Here is a 21687-nt window from a genome sequence, read left to right on the forward strand (position 1 = left end):
CGGCCGTTCCGGTGCTGCGGGTGTCCTGTGTCCTACTTGGTCTCGGCCTCGGGCTTCGCCTCGGTCGCCTCGGCCTCGGGCTTCGCCTCCGCCTTGACCTCTTCCGAGGCCTCCGGCTCGGCTTCCGGCTTCGCCTCGGCCGGCTCGGCCTCTGCCTCGGCTTCCGCCTCCGGCTCGGCTGCGGCCTCGGCTTCCGCCTTCGCCTTCGCTTCGGCCTCCGCCTTCGCCTTGGCTTCCGCCTCCGCCGCAGCCTTCGCGGCAGCGGCCTCGGCCGCGGCTGCCGCCTCGGCCTCCGCCGCGAGCGCGGCCAGCTCGGCCTCCGTCCGGCCCGGGGTCTTCACGGAGTCGAGCAGCAGCTGCGCCACGTCGACGACCTGGACGTGCTCCTTGGCCTGTCCGTCGTTCTTCTTGCCGTTCACCGAGTCGGTGAGCATCACGAGGCAGAAGGGGCAGGCGGTGGAGACGATGTCCGGGTTCAGGGACAGGGCTTCGTCGACGCGCTCGTTGTTGATGCGCTTGCCGATCCGCTCCTCCATCCACATCCGCGCGCCACCGGCGCCGCAGCAGAAGCCCCGCTCCTTGTGGCGGTGCATCTCCTGCTGCCGCAGGCCCGGCACGGCCGACATGATCTCGCGCGGCGGCGTGTAGACCTTGTTGTGCCGGCCCAGGTAGCACGGGTCGTGGTACGTGATCAGGCCGTCGACCGGCGTGACCGGCGTGAGGCGGCCCTCGTCGATCAGGTGCTGGAGCAGCTGCGTGTGGTGGATGACCTCGTACTCGCCGCCCAGCTGCGGGTACTCGTTCGCGATGGTGTTGAAGCAGTGCGGGCAGGTCGAGACGATCCGCTTCGCCGACTTCGGCTTCTTCGTCGACGGGTCCTCGTCGTCCTCGCCGAAGGCCATGTTCAGCATGGCCACGTTCTCCTGGCCCAGCTGCTGGAACAGCGGCTCGTTGCCGAGACGGCGCGGCGAGTCACCGGTGCACTTCTCGTCGCCGCCCATGATCGCGAACTTGACGCCCGCGATGTTCAGCAGCTCCGCGAAGGCCTTCGTGGTCTTCTTGGCCCGGTCCTCCAGGGCGCCGGCGCAGCCGACCCAGTAGAGGTAGTCGAACTCGGAGAGGTCCTCCGCGTCCTTGCCGATGATCGGGACCTCGAAGTCCACCTCCTTGGTCCACTCGACGCGCTGCTTCTTCGCCAGGCCCCAGGGGTTGCCCTTCTTCTCCAGGTTCTTGAGCATCGTGCCCGCCTCCGACGGGAACGCGCTCTCGATCATCACCTGGTAGCGGCGCATGTCGACGATGTGGTCGATGTGCTCGATGTCGACCGGGCACTGCTCCACGCACGCACCGCAGGTGGTGCAGGACCACAGCACGTCCGGGTCGATGACGCCGTTCTCCTCGGCGGTGCCGATCAGCGGGCGCTCGGCCTCCGCGAGAGCGGCGGCCGGGACACCGGCGAGCTGCTCCGCCGTGGCCTTCTCGTTGCCCTCCATGTCCTTGCCGCCGCCGGCGAGCAGGTACGGGGCCTTGGCGTGCGCGTGGTCGCGCAGCGACATGATGAGCAGCTTCGGGGAGAGCGGCTTGCCCGTGTTCCAGGCCGGGCACTGCGACTGGCAGCGACCGCACTCGGTGCACGTGGAGAAGTCGAGGATGCCCTTCCAGGAGAACTGCTCGACCTGCGAGACACCGAAGGAGTCGTCCTCGCCCGGGTCCTCGAAGTCGATCTCCTTGCCGCCCGAGGTCATCGGCTGCAGGGCGCCGAGGGCCGTGGAGCCGTCCGCGTTCCGCTTGAACCAGATGTTCGGGAAGCCGAGGAAGCGGTGCCAGGCGACACCCATGTTGGTGTTGAGCGAGACCGTGATCATCCAGGTGAAGGACGTGACGATCTTGAGCGCCGCGAAGAAGTACGTCAGGTGCTGGAGCGTGCTCAGGCTCAGCCCGTCGAAGGCGGCGATCATCGGGTACGAGGCGAAGAAGCCCGGCTCCCAGCCGTCGACGCCGTGCAGAGCGCCCTCGAGCGCGCGCAGCGTCATGATGCAGACGCCGACGATCAGGATGACGGCCTCGACGAAGTACGCCTGGCCCGTCTTGGAGCCCGTGAAGCGGGACTTGCGGCCCGCCCCGCTCGGCCGGCTCAGCTGCCGGATGACGATCAGGGTGACGATGCCGAGCACGGTCATCAGGCCGAGGAACTCGGTGAAGATCTCGTACGGCAGCCAGTCACCGATGATCGGGATCAGCCAGTCGGCCTGGAAGAGCTGGCCGAAGGCGTTGACGATCGTCAGCAGCAGTGAGAAGAAGCCCACCGCCACGAACCAGTGCGCGAAGCCGACGATGCCCCAGCGGTTCATACGGGTGTGGCCGAGGAACTCCTTGACCAGGGTGATGGTGCGCTGCGTGGGATCGCCGGTGCGCGTGCCCGCGGGCACTGGCTGGCCGAGTCGCACGAAACGGTAGATCTGCACGGTGGCACGGCCGAACAGCGCGACGGCCACCACCGTGATGACCAGCGACACGATGATCGCGGCGAGTTGCATGGAAGGGCTCCTCGGGCGGCACTTACTAAGCGGTAACTTATGAAGTCAAGGCTTGAGGTTACCCATTCCCGACGCCGCAATGTAGCCGAGCGTGCGGTGATCTGTGTCGCTCAGGCGACCCTTTGCCGGTACGCCGCGCGCGGGGTCTGCGCCAGGATCGCGAGGTCCATCCCGAGCCAGTGGCTCTCCACATAATGCCGGTCGAGCAGGGCCATCTCCTCCCAGGGGAGGTCCGAACGCGCGCTGACCTGCCACAAACCGGTCATTCCGGGGCGTACGAGGAGTCGCTCCGGGCGGTCCGTACGGGCCTCCGGGCGCGGTCCGACGAGCGACATCTCGCCGCGGATCACGTTCAGCAGCTGCGGGAGGCCGTCGAGGGCGCAGCGGTCCAGGGCCGCCCCGATCCGGCCGGCGCCGTCGTCGGTGCGCAGCCGCCAGGTCCGGAAGGGCCGCCCGGCCAGCCCCGCCGCCGGCTCCCGTACGAAGGGGCGGCCGCCCTGGGTCGCGCAGAGCAGGGCGGTGATCGCCGCGAGCGGAAGGCCGAGCACTGCGAGCAGCATCACTGCCCCGACAAGGTCGAACACCCGCTTTGCCGGTGGGGTGGCGGGGATCCGTACCCGTGGAGCGGTGAGTGTGAGGGGCATGCCAGCACGCTGCCGTATGCCTCCGGCGGTCTTGCGGTGGCGCGCGGCCGCCGTGACCCGTTCGGCTGCAGCGCCGCTGCCGGGGGGGCTCTTTCCCGGGACCCCCGCGCCCCCGGGTTGCGCGTAAGTGGCGGCTAAAGGTTGAGTCGACTCGACTCAGTTCTGTTGACGCAAGCGCAGCGATACGGCATGGTTGAGTCTGTTCCACTCAAGTCAGCTGGAGGAATTGAAATGGCACGTGCGGTCGGCATCGACCTGGGCACCACTAACTCCGTCGTCAGCGTTCTGGAAGGCGGCGAGCCCACCGTCATCACCAACGCCGAGGGCGCCAGGACCACGCCGTCCGTCGTCGCCTTCGCCAAGAACGGCGAGGTCCTCGTCGGCGAGGTGGCCAAGCGCCAGGCGGTCACGAACGTGGACCGGACCATCCGCTCCGTCAAGCGCCACATGGGCACTGACTGGAAGATCAACCTGGATGGCAAGGACTTCAACCCGCAGCAGATGAGCGCCTTCATCCTGCAGAAGCTGAAGCGCGACGCCGAGGCGTACCTGGGCGAGAAGGTCACGGACGCGGTCATCACCGTCCCGGCCTACTTCAACGACTCCGAGCGTCAGGCGACGAAGGAGGCCGGCGAGATCGCGGGCCTGAACGTCCTGCGCATCGTGAACGAGCCGACCGCCGCCGCCCTGGCCTACGGCCTCGACAAGGACGACCAGACCATTCTCGTCTTCGACCTCGGTGGCGGCACCTTCGACGTGTCGCTCCTGGAGATCGGCGACGGCGTCGTCGAGGTGAAGGCCACCAACGGTGACAACCACCTCGGTGGCGACGACTGGGACCAGCGCGTCGTCGACTACCTGGTGAAGCAGTTCGCCAACGGCCACGGCGTCGACCTGTCCAAGGACAAGATGGCGCTCCAGCGTCTGCGCGAGGCCGCCGAGAAGGCGAAGATCGAGCTGTCCTCCTCCACGGAGACCACGATCAACCTGCCCTACATCACGGCTTCCGCCGAGGGCCCGCTGCACCTGGACGAGAAGCTCACGCGCGCGCAGTTCCAGCAGCTGACCGCGGACCTGCTCGACCGCTGCAAGACCCCGTTCCACAACGTCATCAAGGACGCCGGCATCGCGCTGTCCGAGATCGACCACGTGGTCCTGGTCGGCGGTTCCACCCGTATGCCGGCCGTCGCCGAGCTCGTCAAGGAGCTCACCGGCGGTCAGGACGCCAACAAGGGCGTCAACCCGGACGAGGTCGTCGCCATCGGCGCCACCCTCCAGGCCGGTGTGCTCAAGGGTGAGGTCAAGGACGTCCTGCTCCTCGACGTGACCCCGCTGTCCCTCGGTATCGAGACCAAGGGCGGCATCATGACCAAGCTGATCGAGCGCAACACCACGATCCCGACGAAGCGCTCCGAGATCTTCACGACGGCCGAGGACAACCAGCCGTCCGTGCAGATCCAGGTCTACCAGGGCGAGCGCGAGATCGCGGCGTACAACAAGAAGCTCGGCATGTTCGAGCTGACGGGCCTGCCCCCGGCCCCGCGTGGCGTCCCGCAGATCGAGGTCTCCTTCGACATCGACGCGAACGGCATCATGCACGTCACGGCCAAGGACCTTGGCACGGGCAAGGAGCAGAAGATGACCGTCACCGGCGGCTCCTCGCTCGGCAAGGACGAGGTCGACCGCATGCGCCAGGAGGCGGAGCAGTACGCGGACGAGGACCTGCGCCGCAAGGAGGCGGCCGAGTCCCGCAATCAGGGCGAGCAGCTCGTCTACCAGACGGAGAAGTTCGTCAAGGACAACGAGGACAAGGTCCCGGCCGACGTCAAGACCGAGGTCGAGTCCGCCGTCGCCGAGCTGAAGGAGTCGCTCAAGGGCGAGGACACGGCCGAGATCCGCACCGCGACGGAGAAGCTCGCCGCGGTCAGCCAGAAGCTCGGCCAGGCCATCTACGCCGACGCGCAGGCCGCCCAGGCCGCCGGCGGCGCCGGCGACGCGGGCCAGGCCAAGGCCGACGACGACGTCGTCGACGCCGAGATCGTCGACGACGAGAAGCCGAAGGGCGGCGCTGTCTGATGTCGGAGGAGACCCCGGGCTTCGACGAGAAGCCCGAAGTCCCCGACGCCGGTCAGAACGACGCTGAGCCGAAGGCCGCCGACTCCGCCAAGGAGGAGGCGGCCCCGGCCGGGGACGCAAGCCAGGACGTGGCGCTGCTGGCGCAGCTGGACCAGGCCCGTACCGCGCTCTCCGAGCGCACCGCGGACCTCCAGCGGCTCCAGGCCGAGTACCAGAACTACCGCCGCCGGGTGGAGCGGGACCGGATCACCGTCAAGGAGATCGCGGTCGCGTCCCTCCTGACGGAGCTGCTCCCGACCCTGGACGACATCGGCCGGGCGCGGGAGCATGGCGAGCTGGTCGGCGGCTTCAAGTCGGTGGCCGAATCGCTGGAGACCGTCGCCGCCAAGATGGGCCTGCAGCAGTTCGGCAAGGAGGGCGAGCCCTTCGACCCGACGATCCACGAGGCCCTGATGCACTCGTACGCGCCGGACATCACCGAGGACACCTGCGTGGCGATCCTTCAGCCGGGGTACCGGATCGGCGAGCGTACGATCCGTCCCGCACGGGTCGCGGTGGCCGAGCCCCAGCCGGGCGCGGCCCCGAAGTCCGAGTCCGCGGAGGGCGAAGCGCCGGACGGCTTGGACGCGGATGCCCCCGACAAGGGCTGATGCAGCACACGTAGAAGCACGGGAGGAGGGACACCGGGGATGAGCACGAAGGACTTCGTCGAGAAGGACTACTACAAGGTCCTCGGTGTCCCGAAGGACGCCACCGAGGCCGAGATCAAGAAGGCGTACCGGAAGCTCGCTCGCGAGTTCCACCCGGACGCCAACAAGGGCGACGCCTCCGCCGAGGAGCGCTTCAAGGAGATCTCCGAGGCGAACGACATCCTCGGCGACGCCAAGAAGCGCAAGGAGTACGACGAGGCGCGCGCCCTGTTCGGCAACGGTGGCTTCCGCCCCGGGCCGGGCGGCGGCGGCTCGTTCAACTTCGACCTCGGCGACCTCTTCGGGGGCCAGCAGCAGGGCGCCGGCCAGGCCGGCGGCTTCGGCGGCGGCCTGGGCGACGTCTTCGGCGGCCTCTTCAACCGCGGCGCCGGCCCCGGTGCGGGCACCCGCACCCAGCCGCGCCGCGGGCAGGACATCGAGTCGGAGGTCACCCTCTCCTTCACGGAGGCGGTGGACGGGGCCACGGTCCCGCTCCGGATGTCCTCCCAGGCCCCCTGCAAGGCCTGTTCGGGCACCGGCGACAAGAACGGCACCCCCAGGGTGTGCCCGACCTGTGTCGGCACCGGCCAGGTCTCGCGGGGCAGCGGCGGTGGCTTCTCGCTGACCGACCCCTGTGCGGACTGCAAGGGCCGCGGTCTGATCGCGGAGACCCCCTGCGAGGTCTGCAAGGGCAGCGGGCGCGCCCGCAGCTCCCGCACCATGCAGGTCCGGATCCCGGCGGGCGTCTCCGACGGCCAGCGGATCCGGCTGCGCGGCAAGGGTGCGCCGGGCGAGCGCGGCGGCCCCGGCGGTGACCTCTACGTGGTCGTGCACGTCGGTTCCCACCCGGTGTTCGGCCGCAAGGACGACAACCTGACGGTGACCGTGCCCGTGACGTTCGCGGAGGCGGCGCTGGGGGCCGAGATCAAGGTTCCGACCCTGAACGGCCCCTCGGTGACGCTGAAGCTGCCGCCGGGCACCCCCAACGGGCGCACCATGCGGGCCCGCGGCAAGGGCGCGGTCCGCAAGGACGGCACCCGCGGCGACCTGCTGGTCACGGTGGAGGTCGCGGTCCCGACCGAGCTGTCCGACAAGGCCCGCGAGGCCCTGGAGATGTACCGCGAGGCTACGGAGTCGCAGGACCCGCGCTCCGCGCTGTTCGAGTCCGCGAAGGGAGCATGACATGGACGGCCGCCGACGACAGTCCTCCCGCTTGGGCGGGGGCTACCAGCTCACCGACGAGACCCCGGTCTACGTGATCTCGGTGGCCGCCCAGCTCTCCGGTCTGCATCCGCAGACCCTCCGCCAGTACGACCGTCTCGGCCTGGTCTCCCCGGACCGTACGGCCGGCCGCGGCCGGCGCTACTCGGCCCGTGACATCGAGCTGCTCCGTACGGTGCAGGCGCTGTCGCAGGACGAGGGCATCAACCTGGCGGGCATCAAGCGGATCATCGAACTGGAGAACCAGGTCGCCGCGCTCCAGCAGCGCGTGGCCGAGCTCTCCGCGGCAGTGGACGGCGCGGCGGCCACGCTGCAGGCCCGCGAGGCCCAGGTGCACGCCTCGTACCGGCGCGACCTGGTCCCGTACCAGCCTCCGCAGCCGGGCAGTGCCCTGGTGGTCTGGCGGCCCAGCCCCAAGCGGCCGATGGACTGACCCGGGCCCGCACCCGGTTCCCGGTCCCTGTTCTGCGCACACCCTCAGGCCCCGCCCCTCCCAGGGCGGGGCCTGAGGGCTGTCAGGGCCTCAGAGCCGTCAGAGGCCTTCCTGGTCCGGCTCGTGGTCCGGGTGCCCGTCGGCGTCCTGCTCCGGGCAGGAGGGCCGGCCCAGGATGCCGGCCTGGGCGATGAGGTACCCGAGCTGCGCGCGGCTGCCGCTGCCGAGGGTGGTGGCGAGCTTGGCGATGTGCGCCCGGCAGGTACGGACGTTCATGCCGAGGCGGCGCGCGATGGCCTCGTCGACGTGGCCCTCGATCAGGAGCTGGGCGATGGTCCGCTGCACGCCCGAGATCCCGCCGGGAGTGCTGCGGTACGTCACTTCCTCCTGGAGGGGCACGGCGCGGTGCCACAGCTGCTCGAACACCTTGATGAGGTAGTCGACCAGGCCCGGGTGGCGCAGTTCCAGGGCGACCCGGCGGTCGTCGCTCACCGGGATGAAGGCCACCGTGCGGTCGAAGATGATCAGGCGTTCGATCAGCTCCTCCAGGGTGCGGATCTCCACCTTGCCCGTCGAGATCCGCTCCACGTAGGCGAGCGTGCCCTGGCTGTGCCGTGCGGTGTGCTGGTACAGGGTCCGTATGCTGACCCCGCGGTCGATCAGCGGCTGGTCGCGCTCCAGGGCCTGGGTGAGGGCCAGGGAGGGCCGGGCGCCGCCCGGCTGGACCGTCAGCACCTCGGTATGGCATTCGGCCGTCGCCAGGTTCAGGGCGGCGTTGATCTGTTCGAAACCCTCCAGCACCGTGATGGCGTGGGTGTTGGCCGGGCTCTGTGCGCTGATGGCCAGGAAAGGCTCGAAAGTGTCGGTGAGATCTACAGCGCTGCGCCGGCGGTCCTGGATCTCGCGTTCAATCGGATGGAGCCGTTGGGCCAAAGCTACGGACGGGGGAACCGGGCGGAGCTGGTTCGCGTCATCCGGGTCGGGCTGCAGAAGAGCGAATTCAAGCAGGCAGGGGGCGTTCTGGATCTCGCCCCGGGCGATCCGGCCGGTGCTCAACGCGGTCGCGTAGAGCCGCGTCCCCTCGGCACACATGGACGTCACAGGGTGGGGATGTGTCGCCTTTGTCTCGTTTCGCGTCAAATCTCCACCCCCCAGGGTCCTGAACATGCAAGAACATGATGCATCGTCCCTGTGGCATTGACGTGCCTGAATGAGCCATCGTCTGTCACGCGGGGGAGAGGATTCCATCAAGTGAGGACGAAGCCGACCATGTACAAGAGAATGCTTCGCTCGGTGCTTGCCATAGTTTTCTCCGCCGTTGCGGTTTTTGGGGCAGTCAGCGCCGTCGAAAGTGACGCGGGGAGCGCTAGGGACGGTCAGGGCACGAGCCTGACGAGCACGGACGACACCGGCTGGACCACGGCGCCCGCGGGTAAGTACGCGGACACCGGCTGGACCAGCGGCCTGCTGGGCGGAAACGGCGATACGGGTTGGACCGATGCGCCTGTGACGGTGTCCGCATGACCCCCGACGATCGCGGCTTCCGCCGCGAGATGGCCTCCGCCTACCGTTCGGGCTGGCAGTTCATCGATCTCGCCACGGCCATCCCCCACCCTGGCGACTCGTTGATGGTCACCCTGTTCGGCCAACCGATCGTCGTCGTGCGCGAGGAGGACGAGGACGTACGTGCCTACCGGTGCCTGCGCCGCCCGCGGGGCGCGCCGCAGCCCGTCCGCTGCGAGGTGCGCTACGGAATGGTCTTCGTCAATCTCGATCAGCGTGACCACCAGCTCTTCGAACCCGATATCACCACCGCCACCCCCCGCAGTGCCTGAAGCGATTCCCCCGTCGTTCCAGATCGCTCAGGCGCTACCCCCACACAACGGCGCCATCGTGGACCTGACCACGATGGCGCCGTTGTGATGTCCACGTCCAGTGCATGAACCGGACAAGATGAAGAATCAACGGCTTACGCGCGCCCCATGGCCCGGTCCAGGGTGATCTCCATGACGACCCGGTCGGGATTGGGCGACGGCGTGCGCCCGTAGCGCTCCGCGTAGCGCGCCACCGCGTCGGCGACCGAGGCCTCGTCCGTGCGGATCACCGCGCGGCCCTCCAGCGTGGCCCAGCGGCGCCCTTCCATCTGGCAGACCGCGACCCGCGCGCCCGCCTGCGCGCCGTCCGGCCGCGCCTCCCGCGCCTCCTGCGCCTCCCGCGCCGCCAGGATGTTGCGCACCTTCCTGCTGTGCCGGTTGCTGATCACCCGGGCCAGGCCGGCCTCCGGGTCGTACGTGACCCCCACCGGCACCACGTGCGGCGTGCCGTCGGGGCGCGGGGTGGTCAGGGTGCAGACGTGCCGCTCCCGCCAGAAGGCGAGGTACTCGGGCGTCGGGTTGAGTACGTCATGGGACATGGCCCGAAGGGTACGGGGCAACGGTGTCCCCACTTGCCTTGAGTGGAATAGACTCAACTTTGCATACGCTGACTCTGTCAGTGTTGTTGGGGGAGCTATCCCTCGGGGAGAGGAGAAGTCGCAGTGGACGCCGAACTGACCAACAAGAGCCGCGACGCGCTGAACGCGGCCACCAGCAGGGCCGTCAAGGACGGTCATGCGGACCTGACCCCCGCGCACCTGCTGCTGGCCCTCCTCGCAGGAGAGGACAACGAGAACGTCATCGACCTGCTGGTCGCCACCGACGCCGACCTGGCCGCCGTGCGGACCGGCGCCGAGCGGCTGCTCGCCGCCCTGCCCAGCGTCACCGGCTCCACCGTCGCGCCCCCGCAGCCCACCCGCGACCTGCTCGCCGTACTCGCCGAGGCGGACGCGGAGGCCGGCAGGCTCGGCGACGACTACCTCTCCACCGAACACCTCCTCATCGCCGTCGCCGCCAAGGGCGGCGCGGCCGGCGAGGTCCTTTCCACCCAGGGCGCGACGGCGAAGAAGCTGCTCGACGCCTTCGAGAACGCACGAGGAGGACGGCGGGTGACCACCCCCGATCCCGAGGGCCAGTACAAGGCCCTGGAGAAGTTCGGCACCGACTTCACGGCAGCGGCGCGTGAGGGCAAGCTCGACCCGGTCATCGGCCGTGACCAGGAGATCCGGCGCGTCGTCCAGGTGCTCTCGCGCCGGACGAAGAACAACCCCGTGCTCATCGGCGAGCCCGGCGTCGGCAAGACCGCCGTCGTCGAGGGCCTGGCCCAGCGCATCGTCAAGGGCGACGTCCCAGAGTCCCTGAAGAACAAGCGCCTCGTCTCCCTGGACCTCGGCGCGATGGTCGCCGGCGCCAAGTACCGCGGCGAGTTCGAGGAGCGGCTGAAGACCGTACTGGCCGAGATCAAGTCGAGCGACGGCCAGATCATCACCTTCATCGACGAGCTGCACACGGTCGTCGGCGCGGGTGCCGGCGGCGACTCCGCCATGGACGCGGGCAACATGCTCAAGCCCATGCTGGCCCGCGGCGAGCTGCGGATGGTCGGCGCGACCACGCTCGACGAGTACCGCGAGCGGATCGAGAAGGACCCGGCGCTGGAGCGGCGCTTCCAGCAGGTGCTGGTCGCCGAGCCGTCCGTCGAGGACACGATCGCGATCCTGCGCGGGCTCAAGGGCCGCTACGAGGCCCACCACAAGGTCGTCATCAACGACAGCGCGCTGGTGGCCGCCGCGACCCTCTCCGACCGGTACATCACCTCGCGCTTCCTCCCCGACAAGGCCATCGACCTCGTCGACGAGGCCGCGTCCCGGCTGCGCATGGAGATCGACTCCTCCCCGCTGGAGATCGACGAGCTCCAGCGCTCCGTGGACCGCCTGCGGATGGAGGAGCTGGCCCTGAAGAACGAGTCCGACCCGGCCTCGATCGAGCGCCTGGAGAAGATCCGCAAGGACCTCGCCGACCGGGAGGAGGAGCTGCGCGGGCTGACCGCCCGCTGGGAGAAGGAGAAGCAGTCCCTCAACCGGGTCGGTGAGCTCAAGGAACGCCTGGACGACCTGCGCGGGCAGGCCGAGCGCGCCCAGCGCGACGGCGACTTCGACACCGCCTCCAAGCTCCTCTACGGGGAGATCCCGGCCCTGGAACGCGAGCTGGCGGAGGCCACCGAGGAGGAGGCCGAGGCCTCCAAGACCGGGCACTCCAAGGACTCGATGGTCAAGGACGAGGTCGGCCCCGACGACATCGCCGACGTGGTGGGCGCCTGGACCGGCATCCCGGCCGGCCGGCTGCTGGAGGGCGAGACCCAGAAGCTGCTGCGCATGGAGGACGAACTGGGCCGCCGCCTGATCGGCCAGGGCGAGGCCGTAGGGGCCGTCTCCGACGCCGTGCGCCGCACCCGGGCCGGCATCGCCGACCCGGACCGCCCGACCGGCTCCTTCCTCTTCCTCGGACCGACGGGCGTGGGCAAGACGGAGCTGGCCAAGGCGCTCGCGGACTTCCTCTTCGACGACGAGCGGGCCATGGTCCGCATCGACATGTCGGAGTACGGCGAGAAGCACAGCGTGGCCCGTCTCGTCGGTGCCCCGCCCGGCTACGTCGGCTACGAGGAGGGCGGCCAGCTCACCGAGGCGGTGCGCCGCCGCCCGTACAGCGTGGTGCTCCTGGACGAGGTGGAGAAGGCCCACCCCGAGGTCTTCGACGTCCTGCTCCAGGTCCTGGACGACGGCCGGCTCACGGACGGCCAGGGTCGGACCGTGGACTTCCGCAACGCCATCCTGATCCTGACCTCGAACCTGGGCAGCCAGTTCCTGGTGGATCCGCTGACCCTGCCGGAGCAGAAGAAGCAGCAGGTCCTGGACGTGGTGCGGGCCTCCTTCAAGCCGGAGTTCCTCAACCGCCTGGACGACCTGGTGGTCTTCTCCGCACTGACCCAGGACGAGCTCGGGCACATCGCGCAGCTCCAGATCGGCCGCCTGGCCCGGCGCCTGGCCGACCGCAGGCTGACCCTGGACGTCACGCCCGACGCCCTGGCCTGGCTGGCCGAGAAGGGCAACGACCCGGCGTACGGCGCCCGGCCGCTGCGCCGCCTGATCCAGACGGCGATCGGCGACCGGCTGGCGAAGGAGATCCTCTCCGGCGAGGTACGGGACGGCGACACCGTACGGGTCGACGTGGCGGGCGAGGACCTGCTGGTCGGCAAGGCCCTCTGAGCGGGGCGGCCGCAGTATGGGCCACCTCCCGGGACACCGCCGGCGGCGGGGCCATCCGGGCGAACGCCATGACCTCCGCGCAGTCGGCCGTCCCCCGGGGCCGCCTTCGTGGCCCGGATCCTCCGTGGCCTGCCACAGCACATCGGCGCACACGGCGACGACGGCCGGCGCCGCCCCCAGGACCCGTTTGAACGTCCTGCTCCGGGCCATGCGCCCCCCTTACCTGGTTCTTACTCGGTTCTTACTCGTTCTGCCCGGAGCGGATCGTGCGTGCGGGGCTGGACACAAGGTGGGCGCGATGGGGGAGGATGCAGGTATCCGCACGAAGGGAAAACACGGTGAGCATCGACCCGGCCTCGATTCCGAACTTCGGAGGGCAGCAGCCCGATCCGCAGGCCACAGGACCGGCGGGCCCCGTCGCCCCCGACCAGGATCTGGTCAAGCAGCTGCTGGAGCAGATGGAGCTCAAGTACGTCGTCGACGACGAGGGCGACCTCGCGGCGCCGTGGGAGGAGTTCCGCACGTACTTCATGTTCCGCGGCGAGGACGAGCAGCAGGTCTTCTCGGTGCGGACCTTCTACGACCGTCCGCACAAGATCGACGAGAAGCCGCAGCTTCTCGAGTCGATCGACGACTGGAACCGCCGCACCCTGTGGCCGAAGGTCTACAGCCACACCCACGACGACGGCTCGGTCCGCCTGATCGGTGAGGCGCAGATGCTGATCGGCACCGGCGTCAACCTGGAGCACTTCGTGTCCTCCACGGTCAGCTGGGTCCGCGCGTCCATCGAGTTCGACAAGTGGCTCGTCGAGCAGCTCGGCCTGGAGCAGGACATCGACTCCACCGACAGCGACGACGACAGCAACGACGACAGCAACGGCGACACCAACAGCTAGCCGTTACAGCGGTACACGGGCGATCAGCAGCAGATACAGCCCGTAGCCGTAACCGAGCCCGGCCAGCACCACGGTCACCATGACGGCGGTGCGCGGCCGGGCTCTCGCCATGACGGCGGCCAGCGGCAGGAGCAGCGGGAAGGCCGGCAGCAGGAAGCGCGGCTTGGACTCGAAGAAGCCGGCCCCGCCGAAGCCGATGACCAGCAGGACCGCGGTGTACGCGAGCAGCGGCAGCGGGGTGCGGTCCAGGACCAGCAGCACCGCCAGCAGCCCGGCCATGGCCAGCAGGACCACCGTCACGGTGGTGGCGAGCGGCACGTGCCCGCCGGTCAGCACCCGCTCGGCGGAGCGCAGCGCCCCGACGCCGAAATCGAAGCGGGAGCCCCAGCCGCGCTGCACGGCGAAGTAGCCGCCGAAGGGGTCGCTCACCTTCACCCCGACGGCCAGGACGTACGCCGTCCAGCCCGCCGGAGCCACCAGTCCGGCCAGCCACACCGCGGGTGCCCGGGATCTTCGTACGACGATCGCGTACAGGGCCATGGCCGAGACGGCGGCCGCGACGGCCAGCCCGGTGGGCCGGGTCAGCCCGGCCAGTACGGCGAGGCCGGCGGCCCACAGCCAGCGGTCGCGCAGCAGGGCGTACAGGGCCCAGGCGGCGAAGGCGGCCAGCAGGGCCTCGGTATAGGCGAGGGTGAGCACGACCGCGTGCGGCAGCGCCGCCCAAAGCCCCACGAGCAGCAGCCCGGCGCGCGGGCCGATCACCCGCTCCCCGACCCGGTAGATCCCGAGGGCGGCCACGGCGGCGGAGACCCACGCGACGAGGAGCGCGGCGGGAACCGTTCCGCCGGGCAGGATCCCGGAGACGAGCCGTATCAGGGTGGGGTAGAGCGGGAAGAAGGCGTAGTCGCTCTGCACGGGCCCGGTCCCGGTGACGGCCTCGGGCCACATCAGGGTCCGCCCGTAGCCGTGGGCGGCGATCCTGAGGTACCAGTCCGAGTCCCAGGACCTGCCGAGCACCTTCAGCGGATCCCGCCCGGCCCACCAGGCCCCGAGGCCGAGCACCAGCACCCCGGCCCCGCGCACGGCGGCGAACACCCCGAGCGCGATCACGGTGGTCGGCGCGGCCGACCGCACGGCCCGGACCGCGCGCATCTCCAGCGGTGACGCGGACACGGCCGCTCTGCCCGTTGCCATGAATCCCGACTCTCCAGTTCGCGGTGGGTCCGCTCACCCGGCGGTGAGGGCTTCGGGCACGTGCACGACGCAAAGCTTCACACCGGCCCTACAACCCCGCAAGGACGCGGGATGGCCGGGAGGGGAACGGCCCGCCGGGAAGAGATCGCCGGGAGGGCCCTCAGAGCCGGCGCAGCCGCTCGGCGGCCTCGCGCAGGACGTCCTCGCGCTTGCAGAAGGCCCAGCGGACCTGGGTCCTGCCCGCGGCCTTGTCGTCGTAGAAGACCTGGTTCGGGATGGCGACCACGCCGCAGCGTTCCGGGAGGGCGCGGCAGAAGGCGAGGCCGTCCTTCTCGCCGAGGGGGGTGATGTCGGTGGTGATGAAGTACGTGCCCTGCGGGCGGAAGACCTCGAAGCCGGCCGCCGCGAGGCCGTCGGCGAGGATGTCGCGCTTGGCGGCCAGGTCGGCGCGGAAGGTGTCGTAGTAGCTGTCGGGCAGGGCGAGGGCCTCGGCGATCGCGTACTGGAAGGGGCCCGACGAGACGTAGGTGAGGAACTGCTTCGCCGAGCGGACCGCCGTGATCAGCTCCGGGGGCGCGGTGACCCAGCCGACCTTCCAGCCCGTGAACGAGAAGGTCTTCCCGGCAGAGCTGATGGTGACCGTGCGCTCGCGCATGCCCGGGAGGCCCGCCAGGGGGGTGTGGGCGCCCTCGAAGACCAGGTGCTCGTACACCTCGTCCGTGACGACCAGCAGGTCGCGCTCGACCGCCAGCTCGGCGATCGCCGTGAGCTCGGCCGGGGTCAGGACGGTGCCCGTCGGGTTGTGCGGGGTGTTCAGGAGCAGCAGGCGGGTGCGCGGGGTGACGGCGGCGCGCAGTTCGTCCAGGTCGAGGGCGAAGGCACCGGCGTGCGGGCGCAGGGTGACGGGGACCCGTACCGCGCCGGCCATGGCGATGCAGGCCGCGTACGAGTCGTAGTAGGGCTCCAGGGCGATGACCTCGTCGCCCGGCTCCAGGAGGGCGAGGAGGGCGGCGGCGATGGCCTCCGTGGCGCCCGCCGTGACGAGGACCTCGGTGTCGGGGTCGTGGCCGAGCCCGTAGAAGCGCTGCTGGTGCGCGGCGATCGCGGTGCGCAGCTCCGGGACGCCCGGGCCCGGCGGGTACTGGTTGCCGAGTCCCGTGAGGACCGCGCGGGAGGCCGCCTCGGCGATCTGCGCCGGGCCGTCGGTGTCGGGGAAACCCTGGCCGAGGTTGATCGAACCGGTGCGCGTGGCCAGCGCCGACATCTCCGCGAAGATCGTCGTGCCGAAGGCCGCCAGGCGGCGGTTCAGGAAGGGGCGGTCGCTGCTCACGGGGATGCTCATGGGCGTCATCCTGAGGGCAACCTCTGGACTTCCTCAAGTGTGCTTTGGGCCGCGTGGCCCGGGGGCATCCCCCCTTCACGCGGGACGCGGGGATCCCGCTCCCCGGGAAGACCGGGGTGTGAGAGAGGTGGCGGACATGGGGTTCGTCTTCGTAGTGATCCTGCTCTTCGTCGTGATCCTTTTCTTCGTCGCGGCGCACTTCGTCGCCAAGCTGGTGCGGTCGTCCACGGGCCGGGGTTCGTCCCGGCGCGGTGGCCGGCGCAGCCACGGCAGCTGGTGGACGGGTGACGGCGGCTCCTCGGGGGGCGGCTGCGGATCGTCCTCGTCGTGCGGGGGATCGTCCTCCTCGTGCGGTGGGGGCGGCGGGTGCGGCGGCGGTTCCAGCTGACACGGGGCAGCGGGCACCGTGAGGCCCCGGCGGGGCATCGCGAGGCCTCGGCGCGGCATCCGCAAGGCGCCGGCCGGGGCCGCGAAACACCCGCGCGGCACCGCGCGGACGAGGGCGTTCGACGGTCCGACTGCCGTGGGGCGCCCTCTTGTTCGCCGATGCATGACGACGCGCGGGACGCAACCTGTTGAACACGTGAACTGCGGAGCCCCCGGGGGGATGTAAACCACTTCAAGTTGGGTAAAAACGCTGTGAGTGCCGTGCCTTTCATGATTCCCTCGGTTGAGTAGACCAGTCCTCGGACCTCCCTGGACTTCCTGTGGACCCGTGCCGGTGTCCCCCCACCCGTGCTTGCTACCGCTGGCGGGCCCCGGCCCATCTCCCTCGCGCGTTTGCGGAGCCGACTCATGCTCACGACCCTCCAGACCTCATACACCGACACGCGTGCCGCCGATCTCGCCTGGGCCCTGGGTCGGGACCGGTTGCCCGCCCTGGCCGTACTGAACCTCGAACTTTCGGGGGCGAAGGTGGAGTTGCGCCTGCTCGGCGCGTCCCACCAGGTGCTTCTGGAGGAGGGGGAGGTGCTCTGCTCGGAGACCGTCGCCTGCATGCCCGGCAGCAGTACGCCGCTGCCGCTCGGCGTGGCCAAGCGGGTGGGCGACTGGGAGTACGAGTTCGCCGCGCGGGTCGAAACCCTCTCCCGCGGCTCCTTCGCCGGGCGGGCCCAGGAGTTGCTCGCACTGGTGGCCGATCACCCGAACGGACTAGCGGGGACCTTTCCCGGAAGTCCGCACGCCTTCACCGCCATGCTCGCGCAGCGCTACGAGGGCCAGGTGCGCTGGCGGACCTGGCACGCGTACCCGCAGGAGGGCCAGCTGGTGGCCACCCGGACGCGGGTGGGCGTACGGATCGGGGCACCCGCGGCGGCGGCCCTGGAATCGTCCGCGCTGCTGTAGCGGGCGCGGGGGCGCGATTATCCCGCCACGGTTACGCCAACTGGCCGGATCGGTACGCCACTTACACCCATGTGGGTGACCGGATGCAGCGGGGCGGTGACGTACGGTTCGCTTCATGATCGACCGTTCCGTCCCGCGCCGGGTGCTCCCGGCTCCGGAGCCTCGGGGCGCCGCGACCGTCCCGGCCGCCCTGCCCGTACGGCCCCGGACCGGCCGACTCCTGGTCCTGGCCACCGTATTCATCTGCGCCGCCTGCGGGCTCGTGTACGAGCTGGAGCTGCTCGCCCTCGGCACCTACCTCATCGGCGACTCCGTCACCCAGGCGTCGGTCGTGCTGTCCGTCATGGTCTTCGCCATGGGCGTCGGCTCCCTGCTCGCCAAGCGCTTCCGCCACCGGCCCGCCTTCGGCTTCGGCGCCATCGAGGCCGGGCTGGCCCTCCTCGGCGGGCTGTCGGCCATAGCGCTGTACGCGAGCTTCGCCTGGCTGGGGGAGTCCCGCCCCGCGCTCGTCGCCTTCTCCTTCGCCATCGGGGTGCTCATCGGCGCGGAGATCCCGCTGCTGATGGTCCTCATCCAGCGCATCCGCCGACAGGACGCGGGCGGGGCCGTCGCCGACCTGTTCGCCGCCGACTACGTGGGCGCCCTCGTCGGCGGCCTCGCGTTCCCCTTCCTGCTGCTCCCGATGCTGGGCCAGCTCACCGGCGCCATGGTCACCGGCACCGTCAACGTGATCGTCGGTGGCGGGCTGGTCCTGTGGCTGTTCCGCCGGGACCTCAGCAGGCGCTGCCGCTGGCTGCTGATCGGCGCGAACGTGACCGTACTGGCCGTGCTCGCCTCCGCGACCGTCCTCGCCGACGACTTCGAGCGGACCGCCCGGCGCGCCGTCTACGGCGGGGAGGTGCGGGTCGCCGTCCAGACCGGGGTGCAGGAGCTGGTGCTCACCGGGCCGCGGACCGGCTCCCCGCGCTCCCTCGACCTCTACCTGGACGGGCGGCTGCGGGTCAGCGGCTACGACGAGTACCGCTACCACGAGGCCCTGGTCCACCCCGCGATGACCGGCCCGCACGCCCGCGTCCTGGTCCTCGGCGGCGGCGACGGGCTGGCCGCGCGCGAGGTGCTCCGCTACCGGGACGTCTCCTCCGTCACCGTCGTCGAACTCGACCCCGGGGTGGTCCGCCTCGCCCGCACCGATCCGATGCTCTCCGCGCTCAACGCCCGGGTGTACGAGGACCCGCGCCTCGCCGTCGTTACGCAGGACGCCTTCCGCTGGCTGCGGGGGCCGGCCGCCGGCGACCGCTTCGACGTCATCGTCTCCGACCTCCCCGACCCGGGCATCACCCCCAGCACGAAGCTGTACTCGCAGGAGTTCTACGGGCTGGCCGCGCGGGCCCTGCGCCCCGGGGGCCGCATCGCGGTGCACGCCGGACCGCTGGCCACGCGCCCGCGGGCGTACTGGACCGTCGACTCCACCCTCCGCGCGGCCGGCCTGCGCACCGCCCCCTACAGCGCGGGCGGCCGCCTCACGGGCTTCGCCGCCGGACCCGACCGCACCCCCCACGGCGTGACCGACGCACCGCCGCAGGACTGGGGCTTCGTCCTGGCCGCCAAGGACCAGGACCCGCCCCTGCGGGTGGACCGCGACACGCCCGCGCTGCGCTCGCTGTCGACCCGCTCCCTGCAGGACGCCGCACGTGACGCGGAACGCACCCGGGTGCCCGGACTGCCGCCGTCGACGCTGCCGCACCCGCGGTATTCGTGACCCGGTGCGGGTCTCGTCGGTAGGCTCGACCACATGGAGCATCAGGTGTTCGTCCCGGTACCGGCAGACGATCTCCGCGCCGTGCTGCGCGACCCCGCCCGGGTGGCCCGGTGCGTGCCGGGACTCCAGCAGGATGCCGACACCGAAGCCGGGCCGGTCTCGGGCCGGCTCAAGGTCCGGGTCGGCGGGAGCACCGTGACCTACCGGGGTGCCCTGGCCGTCACCGAGCGCGACCCCGGGCACTTCACCTTCGAGGGTGAGGGCACGGAGGTCCGGGGCAGCGGGACCGTGAAGTTCGCCCTCGACCTGCGGCTGACCCCCATCCCGGACGGGACCCGGCTCGACTTCACCGCCGAGGTCACCGCCGACGGACGCGCCGCCGCCTTCCCGCCCGAGGCCGCGGCCACCGCCGTGCGGCGGCTGCTGGACCGGGCCGCCGGACAGCTGACCCTCGGCTCCGCGCCCGACGCCGTGAGCGACCCGGTGGCCGAAGCCGAGGAAGCGGAGGACGGCGAAGGCGGAGAGGGCGGATCGGGTCCCGGGTCCATCGAGGACGACGTCACCGAGGTCACCGCCTCCCTCTTCGAGACCGACGTACCGCCGCCGTCCCTGGATCCCTTCCTCGCCGGCCGGTTCGAGGGCTCCGACGGGGCCCCGCGGCCGCCGGCCGAGGCCGCCCACGCCCGCCGCACCATGATCGGCCGCAGCGCGGAAGAGGTGGACCACGCGCCGCCGCGCGGGCGGTACGCCCCGGTCCCCGCGCCCGCCTCGGCCGGGGCCGGCGACAGCCTGCGCTGGATCGCTCCGGCCGCCGCCTTCGCGCTCGCCTCGGCGGTCGTCATCGGCCGTGCCCTGCGGCGCCGTCGCTGATCAGCGGGCCCGGCCGCACTAGGGTCGACCGCATGAGTACGCAACTGAGCGCCGGCGGCGCCGAGGTGACGGTCGACCAGGAGCACGGCTGCCGGATCAGCAGCCTGCGCATCGACGGAACGGAACTGCTGCGCCAGGGGCCGAGGTTCGGGGCCTTCCCTATGGTCCCCTGGTGCGGCCGGACGGCGAACGGGCAGTTCCGTGACGGCGCGACCGTCCATCAGATGCCGCTCAACCACCCGCCGCACGCACTCCACGGCTTCGGCCGCGACGCGCCCTGGCGCCCGGCCGGGGCCACCGCCACCGAGGCGGCCTTCGCCTACGACCTCACCGACCCGTGGCCGTACCCCGGCCGGGTGACCCAGGTCGTCACGCTCGCCGAGGACTCGCTGACCCTCACCATGGGCGTCGAGACGTACGGGGACTCCTTCCCGGCCCAGGTCGGCTGGCACCCGTGGTTCCTGCGCAACCTCGGCACCGGCGGGCCGGACGCGGAGGTCTCCTTCGACCCCGGGTGGCAGGAGGAGCGCGGCGCCGACCACATCCCCACCGGCCACCGCATCGACCCGAAGCCCCGCCCCTGGGACGACTGCTTCGGCATGCCGCACGGCGTCGACGTCACCCTCACCTGGCCCGGCGCCCTCGAACTGCGGGTCACCAGCAGGGCCGAATGGGTGGTCATCTACGACGAGGAGCCCGAGGCCGTCTGCGTGGAGCCCCAGTCGGGTCCGCCGAACGGACTGAACACCCTCCCGCGCCTGGTCACCCCGGTGGATCCGCTGGAGGTCTCCACCACCTGGACATGGCGTCGGCTCGGCTAGGCCCTCTTCTCGGCCCCCTCTAAGCTCAGAGGCATGAGTGACGTACGCGATGCGCTTCTGCAGCAGATCAAGGACAAGGCCGTCGTGCACGGCAAGGTGATCCTCTCCTCCGGTCGTGAGGCCGACTACTACATCGACCTCCGCCGGATCACCCTCGACGGCGAGGCGGCCCCGCTGGTCGGCCAGGTCATGCTCGACCTCACGGCCGAGCTCGACTTCGACTGCGTCGGCGGTCTGACGCTGGGCGCCGACCCGGTCGCGACCTCGATGCTGCACGCCTCCGCGGCGCGCGGTGAGCGCCTGGACGCCTTCGTCGTCCGCAAGGCGCAGAAGGCCCACGGCATGCAGCGCCGTATCGAGGGCACCGACGTGAAGGGCAAGCGCTGCCTGGTGGTCGAGGACACCTCGACCACCGGCGGGTCCCCGCTGACCGCCGTCGAGGCGGTCCGCGAGGCCGGCGGCGAGGTCGTCGCCGTCGCCACGATCGTCGACCGCGGTGCGGCCGACGCGATCGCCGCGGCCGGCCTGCCCTACCTCACCGGATACCTCCTCCAGGACCTCGGCCTGTCCTAGGCCCGGTCCCGGTCCCGGTTCGGATCCTGTCCCGGTCCGGGCGCGGAGTCTGCCCCGGTCCGGCCCTGGATCAGCCCAGCCTGGCCCTGGATCAGCCCCGCTCAAGCCTCCGTCCGGCTCTGTCCGGCCACCGCGAGAACTGTTGACGAAG

General features: G+C 70.9%; 19 protein-coding genes. 13 read left to right on the forward strand and 6 right to left on the reverse strand.

What is annotated here, in order from left to right; translation table 11 throughout:
• Positions 1-32 precede the first annotated feature (32 nt).
• Both ACFY04_RS06445 and ACFY04_RS06450 read right to left on the reverse strand, forming a co-directional pair.
• Entirely contained in the window at positions 33-2537 is a 2505-nt protein-coding gene (locus ACFY04_RS06445; protein WP_389114493.1) for a (Fe-S)-binding protein, read from the reverse strand.
• Positions 2538-2647: 110 nt separating this feature from the next.
• Positions 2648-3181 carry a sugar transferase gene (locus ACFY04_RS06450; RefSeq protein ID WP_389114495.1) on the reverse strand — a complete coding sequence of 178 codons (534 nt, stop codon included), beginning with the start codon at positions 3179-3181 and terminating at the stop codon, positions 2648-2650.
• A 231-nt stretch (positions 3182-3412) separates the two neighbouring features.
• Between ACFY04_RS06450 and dnaK the strand changes: the two genes are divergently transcribed.
• From dnaK to ACFY04_RS06470, 4 genes are read left to right on the forward strand one after another with little or no spacing between them, the layout of a single operon-like run.
• Entirely contained in the window at positions 3413-5257 is a 1845-nt protein-coding gene (gene dnaK, locus ACFY04_RS06455) for a molecular chaperone DnaK (RefSeq protein ID WP_389114497.1), read from the forward strand.
• The gene (gene grpE, locus ACFY04_RS06460; RefSeq protein ID WP_389114499.1) at positions 5257-5907 is read left to right on the forward strand and encodes a nucleotide exchange factor GrpE; all 651 of its coding nucleotides are present in this window, start codon (positions 5257-5259) and stop codon (positions 5905-5907) included. The genes dnaK and grpE overlap by 1 nt, the downstream gene beginning before the upstream one ends.
• Before the next feature lie 39 nt (positions 5908-5946).
• Positions 5947-7128 carry a molecular chaperone DnaJ gene (gene dnaJ / locus ACFY04_RS06465; protein WP_301368618.1) on the forward strand — a complete coding sequence of 394 codons (1182 nt, stop codon included), beginning with the start codon at positions 5947-5949 and terminating at the stop codon, positions 7126-7128.
• A 1-nt stretch (position 7129) separates the two neighbouring features.
• Positions 7130-7600 (forward strand): heat shock protein transcriptional repressor HspR, encoded by a 471-nt coding sequence (locus tag ACFY04_RS06470; RefSeq protein WP_189972116.1) that lies wholly within the window; start codon positions 7130-7132, stop codon positions 7598-7600.
• A 99-nt stretch (positions 7601-7699) separates the two neighbouring features.
• Here ACFY04_RS06470 and ACFY04_RS06475 read toward each other — a convergent pair whose 3' ends face one another.
• Positions 7700-8767 carry a helix-turn-helix transcriptional regulator gene (locus ACFY04_RS06475; RefSeq protein ID WP_389114502.1) on the reverse strand — a complete coding sequence of 356 codons (1068 nt, stop codon included), beginning with the start codon at positions 8765-8767 and terminating at the stop codon, positions 7700-7702.
• A gap of 353 nt (positions 8768-9120) precedes the next feature.
• Between ACFY04_RS06475 and ACFY04_RS06480 the strand changes: the two genes are divergently transcribed.
• A complete protein-coding gene (locus ACFY04_RS06480) occupies positions 9121-9435 on the forward strand; it encodes a hypothetical protein (RefSeq protein WP_030383724.1) in 315 nt (104 codons plus the stop codon).
• 134 nt (positions 9436-9569) lie between these two features.
• Here ACFY04_RS06480 and ACFY04_RS06485 read toward each other — a convergent pair whose 3' ends face one another.
• The gene (locus tag ACFY04_RS06485; protein WP_389114504.1) at positions 9570-10013 is read right to left on the reverse strand and encodes a pyridoxamine 5'-phosphate oxidase family protein; all 444 of its coding nucleotides are present in this window, start codon (positions 10011-10013) and stop codon (positions 9570-9572) included.
• Between the two features lie 123 nt (positions 10014-10136).
• Between ACFY04_RS06485 and clpB the strand changes: the two genes are divergently transcribed.
• Complete coding sequence (clpB, locus tag ACFY04_RS06490) at positions 10137-12737, forward strand: ATP-dependent chaperone ClpB (protein WP_389114506.1); 2601 nt, start codon at positions 10137-10139, stop codon at positions 12735-12737.
• 338 nt (positions 12738-13075) lie between these two features.
• Positions 13076-13633 carry a YbjN domain-containing protein gene (locus ACFY04_RS06495; RefSeq protein ID WP_389114508.1) on the forward strand — a complete coding sequence of 186 codons (558 nt, stop codon included), beginning with the start codon at positions 13076-13078 and terminating at the stop codon, positions 13631-13633.
• 3 nt (positions 13634-13636) lie between these two features.
• Here the strand turns inward: ACFY04_RS06495 and ACFY04_RS06500 are convergent, their stop codons facing one another.
• Entirely contained in the window at positions 13637-14827 is a 1191-nt protein-coding gene (locus tag ACFY04_RS06500; RefSeq protein WP_389114510.1) for a glycosyltransferase family 39 protein, read from the reverse strand.
• 160 nt (positions 14828-14987) lie between these two features.
• Positions 14988-16178: a pyridoxal phosphate-dependent aminotransferase gene (locus ACFY04_RS06505; RefSeq protein ID WP_389114512.1), complete on the reverse strand. Its 1191-nt coding sequence runs from the start codon at positions 16176-16178 to the stop codon at positions 14988-14990.
• A 127-nt stretch (positions 16179-16305) separates the two neighbouring features.
• On the opposite strand from ACFY04_RS06505, the gene ACFY04_RS06510 reads away from it, so the two are divergent.
• The 6 genes from ACFY04_RS06510 (at position 16306) to pyrE (ending at position 21536) form a co-directional block, all read left to right on the forward strand.
• On the forward strand, positions 16306-16557 hold the full coding sequence (locus tag ACFY04_RS06510) for a hypothetical protein (RefSeq protein ID WP_389114514.1): 252 nt from the start codon (positions 16306-16308) through the stop codon (positions 16555-16557).
• Positions 16558-16964: 407 nt separating this feature from the next.
• Entirely contained in the window at positions 16965-17513 is a 549-nt protein-coding gene (locus ACFY04_RS06515) for a DUF2617 family protein (RefSeq protein ID WP_389114516.1), read from the forward strand.
• 115 nt (positions 17514-17628) lie between these two features.
• Entirely contained in the window at positions 17629-19272 is a 1644-nt protein-coding gene (locus ACFY04_RS06520) for a polyamine aminopropyltransferase (RefSeq protein WP_389114518.1), read from the forward strand.
• Positions 19273-19305: 33 nt separating this feature from the next.
• On the forward strand, positions 19306-20142 hold the full coding sequence (locus tag ACFY04_RS06525; RefSeq protein WP_389114520.1) for a CoxG family protein: 837 nt from the start codon (positions 19306-19308) through the stop codon (positions 20140-20142).
• A gap of 32 nt (positions 20143-20174) precedes the next feature.
• A complete protein-coding gene (locus tag ACFY04_RS06530) occupies positions 20175-20963 on the forward strand; it encodes an aldose 1-epimerase (RefSeq protein WP_389114522.1) in 789 nt (262 codons plus the stop codon).
• A gap of 33 nt (positions 20964-20996) precedes the next feature.
• Positions 20997-21536 carry an orotate phosphoribosyltransferase gene (gene pyrE, locus ACFY04_RS06535; RefSeq protein WP_314242774.1) on the forward strand — a complete coding sequence of 180 codons (540 nt, stop codon included), beginning with the start codon at positions 20997-20999 and terminating at the stop codon, positions 21534-21536.
• The last annotated feature ends 151 nt before the right edge of the window (positions 21537-21687 follow it).

This window comes from Streptomyces sp. NPDC001549 (genome assembly GCF_042894025.1).
Lineage (GTDB): Bacteria > Actinomycetota > Actinomycetes > Streptomycetales > Streptomycetaceae > Streptomyces > Streptomyces kutzneri.